9 protein-coding genes and 1 tRNA gene are annotated in these 12,663 nt (G+C 61.4%); all 10 read left to right on the top strand.

Translation table 11 applies throughout. The features are described 5' to 3' along the window. The coding region (locus tag CN673_RS20215) for an EF-Tu C-terminal domain-related protein (RefSeq protein ID WP_503128311.1) at positions 1-77 on the top strand (77 nt) is incomplete at its 5' end. Between the two features lie 131 nt (positions 78-208). Then, positions 209-284: transfer RNA gene (locus CN673_RS20210), tRNA-Trp, on the top strand. 174 nt (positions 285-458) lie between these two features. Beyond that, positions 459-659 (top strand): preprotein translocase subunit SecE, encoded by a 201-nt coding sequence (gene secE, locus CN673_RS20205; RefSeq protein ID WP_099868223.1) that lies wholly within the window; start codon positions 459-461, stop codon positions 657-659. A 23-nt stretch (positions 660-682) separates the two neighbouring features. Continuing rightward, a complete protein-coding gene (gene nusG / locus CN673_RS20200; RefSeq protein ID WP_099868222.1) occupies positions 683-1,213 on the top strand; it encodes a transcription termination/antitermination protein NusG in 531 nt (176 codons plus the stop codon). Between the two features lie 156 nt (positions 1,214-1,369). Next, complete coding sequence (gene rplK, locus CN673_RS20195; RefSeq protein WP_099868221.1) at positions 1,370-1,798, top strand: 50S ribosomal protein L11; 429 nt, start codon at positions 1,370-1,372, stop codon at positions 1,796-1,798. A gap of 4 nt (positions 1,799-1,802) precedes the next feature. Then, entirely contained in the window at positions 1,803-2,501 is a 699-nt protein-coding gene (gene rplA / locus CN673_RS20190) for a 50S ribosomal protein L1 (RefSeq protein WP_099868220.1), read from the top strand. A 350-nt stretch (positions 2,502-2,851) separates the two neighbouring features. Beyond that, a complete protein-coding gene (gene rplJ / locus CN673_RS20185; protein WP_099868219.1) occupies positions 2,852-3,370 on the top strand; it encodes a 50S ribosomal protein L10 in 519 nt (172 codons plus the stop codon). Between the two features lie 57 nt (positions 3,371-3,427). Further along, a complete protein-coding gene (gene rplL / locus CN673_RS20180; RefSeq protein ID WP_099868218.1) occupies positions 3,428-3,805 on the top strand; it encodes a 50S ribosomal protein L7/L12 in 378 nt (125 codons plus the stop codon). 216 nt (positions 3,806-4,021) lie between these two features. Next, positions 4,022-8,164 (top strand): DNA-directed RNA polymerase subunit beta, encoded by a 4,143-nt coding sequence (gene rpoB / locus CN673_RS20175; RefSeq protein ID WP_099868217.1) that lies wholly within the window; start codon positions 4,022-4,024, stop codon positions 8,162-8,164. A gap of 199 nt (positions 8,165-8,363) precedes the next feature. Continuing rightward, complete coding sequence (rpoC, locus tag CN673_RS20170; protein ID WP_099868216.1) at positions 8,364-12,581, top strand: DNA-directed RNA polymerase subunit beta'; 4,218 nt, start codon at positions 8,364-8,366, stop codon at positions 12,579-12,581. The last annotated feature ends 82 nt before the right edge of the window (positions 12,582-12,663 follow it).

The raw sequence follows: 12,663 nt of genomic DNA, 5'->3' as shown, positions 1-12,663 counted from the left end.
AAGAAAAGCTGCGCTTCGCCATCCGCGAAGGCGGCCGCACCGTCGGCGCCGGCATCGTCGCTTCGATCACGGAATAAACATTGCGAAACAAGTCCTCCGGCGGGGAGAATCACTCTTCGCCGGGGCTTTTGGTCTTGCCGTGACGACAAGCTCGTTATAGACCAGCGGCCGGCACACGAGCCGCGGAAACGCGGCGACGGGCCATCCTAGGGGTATAGCTCAGTTGGTAGAGCGGCGGTCTCCAAAACCGCAGGTCGGGGGTTCGAGCCCCTCTGCCCCTGCCAGTTTCGACGGCTTGGCATCGGCGCCCGAAAAGGTGGCCGGTGTTTGAGCTATTTCAACGTAAGGGCCCGATTCCCTCTTGTGGATTCGCGCATCGGCCTTTATGTAGGGTGCAACACATAACGGTGCGCGGAGCTGACTTGTCGCTTTGCGTGCCGTAATCGTATGAGCAGTATATGGCATCGAGAACAAACCCATTCACGTTTTTGCAGCAGGTGCGTGCCGAAACGGCGAAGGTGACGTGGCCGACGCGCCGCGAGACGCTGATTTCCACCGTCATGGTTCTCATCATGGTGTTCATCGCCGCGATCTTCTTCTTTGCTGCCGATCAGGCGCTTGGCTGGATCATCGGTCTCATTCTGAACATCGGCGCCTGAACGGCTGCCCGCGGGAGAATTGAATGTCAGCGCGCTGGTATATCGTCCACGCCTATTCGAATTTTGAGAAGAAGGTCGCCGAATCGATCGAGGAGAAGGCGCGCCAGAAGGGCCTGTCGCATCTTTTCGAGAAGGTTCTGGTGCCGACGGAAAAGGTTGTCGAGGTTCGCCGCGGCCGCAAGGTCGATGCCGAGCGGAAGTTCTTCCCCGGCTACGTGCTGGTGCGCGCCGACCTCACCGACGAGGCCTATCACCTGATCAAGAACACGCCGAAGGTCTCCGGGTTCCTCGGGTCGGACTCAAAGCCTGTCCCGATCCCGGATTCGGAGGCCGAGCGCATTCTGTCGCAGGTGCAGGACGGGGTCGACAGGCCGAAGCCCTCCATCTCGTTCGAGATCGGCGAGCAGATTCGCGTCTCCGACGGGCCGTTCGCATCGTTCAACGGCATCGTTCAGGATGTCGACGAGGAGCGCTCGCGCCTCAAGGTCGAGGTTTCAATCTTCGGGCGTGCAACGCCCGTCGAGCTTGAATACAGCCAGGTCGAAAAGACCTGATTGTCGATCCTTCCGCCCTTTGCGGAAGGATCAGTGTGGGAGGCCGTCGGACTTAGCCCGTCCGGCCAAAGCCGCACCACGCAACTGCAGCCGCCGGCCTTGCGCCGGCATAGTAAGGCCGGATTTACGGCCTAGGATAAGAAAAGGCACAGAGTTATGGCTAAGAAAGTTGCAGGCCAGCTCAAGTTGCAGGTTCCGGCAGGGTCGGCCAATCCGTCGCCCCCGATCGGTCCCGCGCTTGGTCAGCGTGGCATCAACATCATGGAATTCTGCAAGGCGTTCAATGCCGCCACGCAGGAGCTCGAGAAGGGTTCGCCCATCCCGTGCGTGATCACCTATTATCAGGACAAGTCCTTCACCTTCGCGATGAAGCAGCCGCCCGTCAGCTACTTCCTGAAGAAGGAAGCAAAGCTGAAATCGGGCTCCAAGGCGCCAGGCAAGGAATCGGCAGGCAAGATTTCGCGCGACAAGATCCGCGTGATCGCCGAAGCCAAGATGAAGGACCTGAACGCCGCTGACGTCGAAGGCGCCATGCGCATGGTCGAAGGCTCCGCCCGTTCCATGGGCCTGGAAGTGACGGGGTAAGATCATGGCAAAGATTGCAAAGCGTATTCAAAAGAGCCGTGAAGGCATCGACCGCAACAAGCTCTACGATCTCTCCGAGGCCGTCGGCATGATCCGCGATCGGGCCGCGACGAAGTTCGACGAGACGATCGAAGTCGCGATGAACCTGGGTGTCGATCCGCGTCACGCCGACCAGATGGTCCGCGGCGTCGTCAACCTGCCGAACGGCACGGGCCGCTCGGTCCGCGTCGCCGTTTTCGCACGTGACGACAAGGCCGCAGAGGCAAAGGCTGCCGGTGCCGACATCGTGGGCGCCGAGGATCTCGTCGAACAGGTTCAGTCGGGCCAGATCGACTTCGATCGCTGCATCGCCACGCCGGACATGATGGGCCTCGTCGGCCGTCTCGGCAAGGTGCTCGGTCCGCGCGGTCTCATGCCGAACCCGCGCGTCGGTACGGTCACTGCCGATGTGACGGCCGCGGTCAAGGCTTCCAAGGGCGGCGCTGTCGAGTTCCGCGTCGAGAAGGCCGGTATCGTTCATGCCGGTGTCGGCAAGGTGTCGTTCGACGCCAAGGCGATCGAGGAGAATATCCGCGCCTTCGCCGATGCCGTGATCAAGGCCAAGCCGACCGGCGCCAAGGGCAACTACGTCAAGCGCGTCGCGATTTCGTCGACCATGGGGCCGGGCGTCAAGATCGACCCGTCCAGCCTGACGGCCGCCTGATCAGACTTCCCGAAGGGCAGGGCGCCCTTCGAAACCTCATTTCCGGCCTTCGGGCCGGAAATAGCCGGAAACGCATGTTTCCGGCATTCCTGTCCGAGATTGCAGGTGGCTTGCCTTAATCGTCAGGCCTGCATGAGACGGGTAAGACCCGGATTTCCGACTGGTCCATGACCGGTCGCGCGTTCGGTTCGAACCTCGATTGCCTTGTGCCCGCCGGATCGGCGAAGCGCGAGGGGGCAGGATCCTCAAGCGTCGCTTGGAGATCTACTTTGAATGTCGATCCCCTTGCGGCAAAGGCAAACCGGACTTGGACTGGCGCTAATGCTGGTCCTGTCTACTGGAGAAAGACAGTGGATAGAGCGGAAAAACGCGAATTCGTCACGGGGCTGAACGAAGTCTTCAAGGCTTCCGGTTCGGTCATCGTGGCCCACTACTCCGGTCTGACGGTTGCGCAGATGAACGACCTTCGGTCGCGCATGCGCACAGCCGGCGGAACGGTCAAGGTCGCGAAAAACCGCCTGGCCAAGATCGCTCTTCAGGGCACGGAGGCCGAGGGGATCACGGATCTCTTCACCGGTCAGACGCTCATCGCCTACAGCGATGATCCGATTACCGCTCCGAAAGTCGCCGTCGAGTTTTCCAAGACCAACGACAAGCTCGTTGTGCTTGGTGGCGCGATGGGAACGACCAATCTCGATGCCGATGGTGTCAAGGCGCTCGCCGCCCTGCCGTCGCTCGATGAGTTGCGTGCAAAGCTTGTTGGCATGATCAGCACGCCGGCAACACGCATCGCTCAGGTCGTCAATGCGCCTGCGGGTCAGCTCGCACGCGTGTTCGGCGCATACGCCAAGAAGGACGAAGCCGCATAGGCGGAGCTTCGCTGTTTGAATTTACAACCAGTTCGAACCGAATAAAGGACTAGTAATATGGCTGATCTTTCCAAGATCGTTGACGACCTCTCCAACCTGACCGTCCTGGAAGCCGCTGAGCTTTCCAAGATGCTCGAAGAGAAGTGGGGCGTTTCGGCTGCCGCACCGGTCGCCGTCGCTGCCGCTGGTGGTGCAGGCGCTGCTGCTGAAGCTGCAGAAGAAAAGACCGAGTTTGATGTTGTTCTCGCCGAAGCCGGCGCCAACAAGATCAACGTCATCAAGGAAGTCCGCGGCATCACCGGCCTCGGCCTGAAGGAAGCCAAGGACCTCGTCGAGGCTGCTCCGAAGGCTGTCAAGGAAGGCATTTCCAAGGGTGAAGCCGAGGAAATCAAGAAGAAGCTCGAAGACGCAGGCGCGAAGGTCGAGCTCAAGTAAGATCGCTTTGCGATCGACCGGACCCGCGCGCATTGCGCGGGTCCGGTTCTGTCGTTCCAGGGGGAACGTCTTATCGAAACACCGATGCGAAGCGGTTTTTCGATAATGGGTTCCTCGCTCTCGACTGGATGGAGAGCGCACCCCGACGGAGCCGCCTGGCCAGCGGCCTACCGTCACACGCAGGCCCGGATGCTATATTTTTGACAAGGAGCGACGATGGCTCAGACCCTTTCTTTCAATGGTCGCAGGCGCGTACGCAAGTTTTTCGGCAAGATTCCCGAAGTCGCAGAAATGCCGAACCTCATCGAGGTTCAGAAGGCTTCCTACGATCAGTTCCTGATGGTCGACGAGCCGCAGGGCGGTCGCCCGGAAGAGGGGCTTCAGTCGGTCTTCAAGTCGGTGTTTCCTATCCAGGACTTCGCCGGCACCTCCATGCTCGAATTCGTGTCCTACGAGTTTGAAGCGCCCAAGTTCGACGTCGAGGAATGCCGTCAGCGCGATCTGACCTATGCAGCGCCGCTCAAGGTGACGCTGCGTCTCATCGTGTTCGATATCGACGAAGATACCGGCGCCAAGTCCATCAAGGACATCAAGGAGCAGTCCGTCTATATGGGCGACATGCCGCTGATGACGATGAACGGCACCTTCATCGTCAACGGCACCGAGCGCGTGATCGTTTCCCAGATGCACCGTTCGCCGGGCGTCTTCTTCGATCACGACAAGGGCAAGTCGCATTCGTCGGGCAAGCTGCTCTTCGCGGCGCGGGTCATCCCTTATCGCGGCTCCTGGCTCGACATCGAGTTCGACGCCAAGGACATCGTCCATGCGCGCATCGATCGCCGCCGCAAGATTCCGGCGACGTCGCTTCTGATGGCGCTCGGCATGGATTCGGAAGAAATCCTGTCGACCTTCTATACGAAGTCCGACTACGTGCGCGATGGCGAAGGCTGGCGCATTCCCTTCCAGCCGAACGCGCTGAAGGGCACCAAGACGGTCACCGACCTGATCGACGCCGATTCCGGCGAGGTCGTGGCCGAGGCTGGCCGCAAGCTGACGCCGCGTGTGCTGAAGCAGATGGCGGAAAAGGGCGTCAAGGCGCTGAAGGCGAGCGACGACGACCTTTATGGCACCTATCTGGCCGAGGACATCGTGAACCCGGAAACGGGTGAAGTGTTCCTGGAAGCGGGCGACGAGATCGACGAGAAGAACCTGCCGACGCTGCTGGAAGCGGGTTTCGATGAGCTGCCGATCCTCGACATCGACCATATCAATGTCGGTGCGTACATCCGCAACACGCTGTCTGCCGACAAGAACGAATCGCGCCAGGACGCGCTGTTCGACATCTACCGCGTCATGCGTCCGGGTGAGCCGCCGACGATGGAGACGGCGGAGGCGATGTTCAATTCGCTGTTCTTCGATGCCGAGCGCTACGACCTTTCGGCCGTCGGTCGCGTCAAGATGAACATGCGTCTGGACCTCGATGCGGAAGACACGGTCCGCACGCTGCGCAAGGAAGATATCCTTGCTGTCGTCAAGACCCTGGTCGAACTGCGCGACGGCAAGGGCGAGATCGACGACATCGACAACCTCGGCAACCGCCGCGTGCGTTCGGTCGGCGAGCTCATGGAGAACCAGTACCGTCTGGGCCTCCTGCGCATGGAGCGCGCCATCAAGGAGCGCATGTCCTCGATCGAGATCGACACGGTCATGCCGCAGGACCTGATCAACGCCAAGCCGGCGGCCGCGGCCGTTCGCGAGTTCTTCGGTTCCTCGCAGCTGTCGCAATTCATGGACCAGGTGAACCCGTTGTCGGAAATCACGCACAAGCGTCGACTTTCCGCTCTCGGCCCGGGCGGTCTGACTCGCGAGCGTGCCGGCTTCGAAGTGCGCGACGTGCACCCGACGCATTATGGCCGTATCTGCCCGATCGAGACGCCGGAAGGCCCGAACATCGGTCTGATCAACTCGCTCGCCTCCTTCGCACGTGTCAACAAGTACGGTTTCATCGAGAGCCCGTACCGGAAGATCGTGGACGGAAAGGTGACGCGCGACGTCGTCTATCTGTCGGCCATGGAGGAATCCAAGCACTACGTCGCCCAGGCGAATGCGCAGCTGTCCGATGACGGCGAGTTCGTCGACGAGTTCGTCATCTGCCGCCATGCCGGCGACGTGATGATGGCGCCGCGCGAGAACATCGACCTGATGGACGTTTCGCCCAAGCAGCTCGTTTCCGTGGCGGCGGCGCTCATTCCGTTTCTGGAGAACGACGACGCCAACCGCGCGCTCATGGGCTCGAACATGCAGCGTCAGGCCGTGCCTCTCCTGAGGGCCGAAGCGCCATTCGTCGGCACCGGCATGGAGCCGATCGTGGCCCGCGACTCCGGCGCTGCGATCGCCGCACGCCGTCCTGGTATCGTCGATCAGGTCGATGCGACCCGTATCGTCATCCGCGCGACCGAGGAGACGGACGCGTCGAAATCCGGCGTCGACATCTACCGGCTGCAGAAGTTCCAGCGCTCGAACCAGAACACCTGCGTCAATCAGCGGCCGCTGGTTTCCGTCGGTGACCGGATCGATGTGGGCGACATCATCGCGGACGGTCCCTCGACCGATCTCGGCGATCTCGCGCTCGGCCGCAACGTGCTCGTCGCGTTCATGCCGTGGAACGGCTACAACTACGAGGACTCCATCCTTCTGTCCGAGCGCATCGTGGCCGAAGACGTCTTCACCTCCATCCATATCGATGAATTCGAAGTGATGGCGCGTGACACGAAGCTTGGACCGGAAGAAATCACCCGCGACATTCCGAACGTGTCGGAAGAAGCGCTGAAGAACCTCGACGAAGCCGGCATTGTCTATGTCGGGGCCGAGGTTCATCCGGGCGACATCCTCGTCGGCAAGATCACGCCGAAGGGTGAAAGCCCGATGACGCCGGAAGAAAAGCTTCTGCGCGCCATCTTCGGCGAAAAGGCCTCCGACGTTCGCGACACATCCATGCGCATGCCCCCGGGCGCCCATGGCACGGTCGTCGAGGTGCGCGTCTTCAATCGTCACGGCGTCGAGAAGGACGAGCGTGCGATGGCGATCGAGCGCGAGGAGATCGAACGCCTCGCCAAGGACCGCGACGACGAGCAGGCGATTCTCGACCGCAACGTCTATGGCCGTTTGACGGACATGCTGAATGGCCATGTTGCGGTTGCCGGGCCGAAGAGCTTCAAGAAGGGCTCCAAGCTGGACCCGGACACGATGGCCGAGTTCCCGCGCTCGCAGTGGTGGATGTTCGCCGTCGAGGACGAGAAGGTGCAGGGCGAGATCGAGGCGCTGCGCGGCCAGTACGACGAATCCAAGTCGCGGCTCGAACAGCGCTTCATGGACAAGGTCGAAAAGGTCCAGCGCGGCGACGAGATGCCCCCGGGCGTCATGAAGATGGTCAAGGTCTTCGTTGCCGTGAAGAGCAAGATGCAGCCGGGCGACAAGATGGCCGGCCGTCACGGCAACAAGGGTGTCGTTTCGCGCATCGTGCCGGTTGAAGACATGCCGTTCCTCGAGGACGGAACCCATGTCGACATCGTGCTGAACCCGCTCGGCGTGCCCTCGCGCATGAACGTGGGCCAGATCCTGGAAACGCATCTGGGCTGGGCCTGCGCGTCGCTTGGCAAGAAGATCGGCGATATGCTGGATGCCTACAGCGCATCCGGCGATATCAAGGAACTTCGTACGACGGTCGACGATGTGATCGGCGGCGGACCGAAAGGCGAGCCGACGAAGGACTACGACGACGAGTCCGTCGTGCGGGTTGCCGAGCAATCGCGCAGGGGTGTCTCGATCGCCACGCCGGTCTTCGACGGTGCGCACGAGTCGGACGTCAACGAGATGCTCGAAAAGGCAGGGCTCAATGTCTCCGGCCAGTCGACGCTCTATGACGGACGCACGGGTGAAACCTTCGACCGGCAGGTCACCGTCGGCTACATCTACATGCTGAAGCTGAACCACCTGGTGGACGACAAGATCCACGCCCGCTCGATCGGACCTTACTCGCTGGTCACCCAGCAGCCGCTCGGCGGCAAGGCCCAGTTCGGCGGTCAGCGTTTCGGCGAGATGGAGGTCTGGGCACTGGAGGCCTACGGCGCCGCGTACACGCTGCAGGAGATGCTGACGGTCAAGTCGGACGACGTGGCAGGCCGTACGAAAGTCTACGAGGCGATCGTGCGCGGCGACGATACGTTCGAGGCCGGTATTCCGGAATCCTTCAACGTTCTCGTCAAGGAGATGCGCTCGCTCGGTCTCAACGTCGAACTGGAAAATACCAAGCTCGAAGAGACCCAGGACATGGAGCAACTGCCCGACGCGGCGGAATAAGATCGATAAGGGTGCGCCGCCGGTGGGCGGCGCACGTCCCGCCTCGGCGGGGTGGCACGCGGCATCCGATATGATCGGGGCGCGTGCATTGCAGTTTGAGCCGATCGGCGATCGGCGGCGATTTTGAAGCGGCTGGCAGCGGGTTGTCCCGTCCCGCGATCACCGCGCATCAAGGGGTAGCCCCCCGAAGGAGACAGGCATGAACCAAGAGGTCATGAATCTTTTCAACCCTCAGGCGCCGGCACAGGTGTTCGATTCCATCCGGATTTCGATCGCCAGCCCTGAGAAGATTCTCTCCTGGTCGTTCGGCGAGATCAAGAAGCCGGAAACCATCAACTATCGCACGTTCAAGCCCGAGCGTGACGGTCTGTTCTGCGCGCGCATCTTCGGCCCGATCAAGGACTACGAGTGCCTGTGCGGCAAGTACAAGCGCATGAAGTACAAGGGCATCATCTGCGAGAAGTGCGGCGTCGAAGTCACGCTTTCGCGTGTACGCCGTGAGCGCATGGGCCACATCGAACTGGCCGCTCCGGTCGCCCATATCTGGTTCCTGAAGTCGCTGCCGAGCCGCATCGGCACGCTGCTCGACATGACGCTCAAGGATATCGAGCGGGTTCTCTATTTCGAGAACTACATCGTGACCGAGCCGGGTCTCACCTCGCTTCAGGAGAACCAGCTTCTCTCGGAAGAGGAATACATGATCGCCGTCGACGAGTTCGGCGAGGACCAGTTCACGGCGATGATCGGCGCTGAAGCGATCTACGAAATGCTTGCGGGCATGGAACTGGAGAAGATCGCCGGCGATCTGCGCGACGAACTGGCTTCGACGACGTCGGAGCTCAAGTCCAAGAAGCTCATGAAGCGGCTCAAGATCGTCGAGAACTTCCTGGAATCGGGCAACCGTCCCGAATGGATGATCATGAAGGTGGTGCCGGTGATCCCGCCGGACCTGCGCCCGCTCGTTCCGCTCGATGGCGGCCGGTTCGCAACGTCGGACCTCAACGATCTCTACCGCCGCGTCATCAACCGCAACAATCGTCTGAAGCGGCTGATCGAGCTGCGTGCGCCGGGTATCATCATCCGCAACGAAAAGCGCATGTTGCAGGAATCGGTCGATGCCCTGTTCGACAACGGCCGCCGCGGCCGTGTCATCACGGGTGCCAACAAGCGGCCGCTGAAGTCGCTCAGCGACATGCTGAAGGGCAAGCAGGGCCGCTTCCGCCAGAACCTTCTCGGCAAGCGCGTCGACTATTCCGGCCGTTCGGTCATCGTGACCGGTCCGGAACTCAAGCTGCACCAGTGCGGCCTGCCGAAGAAGATGGCGCTCGAACTCTTCAAGCCGTTCATCTATGCCCGCCTCGACGCCAAGGGCTACTCCTCCACCGTCAAGCAGGCCAAGAAGCTTGTCGAGAAGGAAAAGCCGGAAGTCTGGGATATCCTGGACGAGGTCATCCGTGAGCACCCGGTTCTGCTGAACCGCGCGCCGACGCTGCACCGCTTGGGCATCCAGGCTTTCGAGCCCACCCTCGTCGAAGGCAAGGCGATTCAGCTTCATCCGCTCGTCTGCACCGCCTTCAACGCTGACTTCGACGGTGACCAGATGGCCGTGCACGTGCCGCTTTCGCTGGAAGCCCAGCTTGAAGCGCGCGTTCTGATGATGTCGACCAACAACATCCTGCATCCGGCATCCGGCGCGCCGATCATCGTGCCGTCGCAGGACATGGTTCTCGGCCTCTATTATCTCTCGATCAAGAACGAGAACGAGCCGGGCGAGGGCATGGTATTCGCCGACATGGGCGAACTTCACCACGCGCTCGAGACGAAGGTTGTCACGCTTCACACCAAGATCAAGGGCCGCTTCAAGACGGTCGACGAGGATGGCAATCCGGTCTCGCAGATCCACGAGACGACACCGGGTCGAATGATCATCGGCGAGCTCTTGCCGAAGAACGTCAACGTGCCGTTCGACACCTGCAACCAGGAGATGACGAAGAAGAACATCTCCAAGATGATCGATACCGTTTACCGCCACTGCGGTCAGAAAGAGACGGTGATCTTCTGCGACCGGATCATGCAGCTTGGTTTCGGCCATGCCTGCCGCGCCGGTATTTCCTTCGGCAAGGACGACATGGTCATCCCGGCCGCCAAGGCGAAGATCGTCGGTGAGACCGAGACGCTCGTGAAGGAATACGAGCAGCAGTACAATGACGGTCTGATCACGCAGGGCGAGAAGTACAACAAGGTCGTCGACGCCTGGGGCAAGGCCACCGAAAAGGTGACCGAGGAAATGATGGCGCGCATCAAGGCGGTCGAGTTCGATCCCGACACGGGGCGGCAAAAGCCGATGAACTCGATCTACATGATGTCGCATTCCGGTGCTCGTGGTTCGGTCAACCAGATGCGTCAGCTCGGCGGCATGCGCGGCCTGATGGCCAAGCCCTCGGGCGAGATCATCGAGACGCCCATCATTTCGAACTTCAAGGAAGGTCTGACCGTGAACGAGTACTTCAACTCGACGCACGGCGCCCGCAAGGGTCTTGCAGACACGGCCTTGAAGACCGCCAACTCGGGCTATCTGACGCGCCGTCTGGTCGACGTCGCACAGGATTGCATCGTCACCCAGAAGGATTGCGGCACCGAACGCGGCCTCACCATGACGGCGATCGTCGATGCCGGTCAGGTCGTTGCTTCGCTCGGCCAGCGGGTTCTCGGCCGCACGGCACTCGACGACATCAACCATCCGGTCAGTGGCGATGTCCTCGTCAAGGCCGGCAGGCTGATCGACGAGAACGACGTGGTGGCGATCGAAGAGGCCAGCATCCAGTCGATCCGCATCCGTTCGGCGCTGACCTGCGAGGTTCAGACCGGGGTATGTGGCGTGTGCTACGGCCGCGACCTGGCCCGCGGAACGCCCGTCAACCAGGGCGAGGCCGTGGGTGTCATCGCCGCCCAGTCGATCGGCGAGCCGGGTACCCAGCTCACCATGCGCACCTTCCACCTTGGCGGCACGGCGACCGTGGTCGACCAGTCGTTCCTGGAAGCGTCCTATGAGGGCAAGGTCCAGATCAAGAATCGCAACGTGCTGCGCAATTCCGACAACGAGCTTGTCGCGATGGGCCGCAACATGGCGATCCAGATTCTTGATCCGAAGGGCAACGAACGGTCCTCGCAGCGCGTCGCTTATGGCTCCAAGCTGCACGTCGATGACGGCGACATGGTCCGTCGCGGCCAGCGTCTCGCCGAGTGGGACCCCTACACCCGCCCGATGATGACGGAAGTGGCCGGTACGGTGGAGTTCGAGGACGTGGTCGACGGTCTTTCCGTATCGGAAGCGACCGACGAGGCGACCGGCATCACCAAGCGTCAGGTCATCGACTGGCGCTCGACGCCGCGCGGCTCCGACCTCAAGCCGGCGATCGTCATCAAGGACAAGAATGGCGAGATCGCCAAGCTTGGCCGCGGCGGCGAGGCACGGTTCCTCCTCTCGGTCGACGCCATTCTTTCGGTGGAGCCGGGCACCAAGGTCAGCCAGGGTGACGTTCTGGCGCGTATCCCGATGGAAAGCGCCAAGACGAAGGACATCACGGGCGGTCTGCCGCGCGTGGCCGAACTGTTCGAAGCACGGCGTCCGAAGGACCATGCGATCATCGCCGAAATCGACGGCACGATCCGTTTCGGCCGCGACTACAAGAACAAGCGGCGCATCCAGATCGAGCCGGCTGAAGATGGTGTCGATCCGGTCGAGTACCTGATCCCGAAGGGCAAGCCCTTCCACCTGCAGGACGGCGACTACATCGAGAAGGGCGACTACATTCTCGATGGCAACCCGGCCCCGCATGACATCCTTGCGATCAAGGGCGTCGAGGCTCTGGCATCCTATCTCGTCAACGAGATCCAGGAGGTCTACCGCTTGCAGGGCGTTCTGATCAACGACAAGCACATCGAGGTGATCGTTCGCCAGATGCTGCAGAAGGTCGAGATCACGGAGCAGGGCGACTCGAGCTACATCGCCGGCGATATCGTCGATGTGATCGAGCTCAACCAGGTCAATGAACGTCTGGAAGAAGAAGGCAAGAAGCCGGCCAAGGGCGATGCCGTTCTTCTCGGTATCACCAAGGCTTCGCTCCAGACCCCGTCCTTCATCTCTGCCGCCTCCTTCCAGGAGACGACCAAGGTGCTGACGGAGGCAGCGGTCGCCGGCAAGACCGACACCCTGCAGGGCCTGAAGGAGAACGTCATCGTCGGTCGTCTCATCCCCGCCGGCACAGGCGGCACGATGAGCCAGATCCGCCGGATCGCGACGTCGCGCGACGACCTCATCCTTGACGAGCGTCGCAAGACCTCGGGCGCCGGCGTCGCCGACCCGATGCTGGCGGATATGAGCGCCAAGGAAGCGGAATCGACGGCCGCCGAGTAATCGACGGTCGAAGCCGAAAACGACGAAGCCGCCATGGTCCTGCCATGGCGGCTTTTTCATGCGATGTATTCGGTTGTTTGTC

Origin of the sequence: Neopararhizobium haloflavum (genome assembly GCF_002750855.1) — a bacterium.
Lineage (GTDB): Bacteria > Pseudomonadota > Alphaproteobacteria > Rhizobiales > Rhizobiaceae > Georhizobium > Georhizobium haloflavum.
This window is presented reverse-complemented; position numbering and strand designations above follow the sequence as displayed.

Coding starts and splice junctions, on each gene's coding strand:
- rplK (WP_099868221.1), top strand. CDS start 1,370: ATGGCTAAGAAAGTTGCAGGCCAGCTCAAGTTGCAGGTTCCGGCAGGG.
- rplA (WP_099868220.1), top strand. CDS start 1,803: ATGGCAAAGATTGCAAAGCGTATTCAAAAGAGCCGTGAAGGCATCGAC.
- rpoB (WP_099868217.1), top strand. CDS start 4,022: ATGGCTCAGACCCTTTCTTTCAATGGTCGCAGGCGCGTACGCAAGTTT.
- rpoC (WP_099868216.1), top strand. CDS start 8,364: ATGAACCAAGAGGTCATGAATCTTTTCAACCCTCAGGCGCCGGCACAG.
- secE (WP_099868223.1), top strand. CDS start 459: ATGGCATCGAGAACAAACCCATTCACGTTTTTGCAGCAGGTGCGTGCC.
- rplL (WP_099868218.1), top strand. CDS start 3,428: ATGGCTGATCTTTCCAAGATCGTTGACGACCTCTCCAACCTGACCGTC.
- nusG (WP_099868222.1), top strand. CDS start 683: ATGTCAGCGCGCTGGTATATCGTCCACGCCTATTCGAATTTTGAGAAG.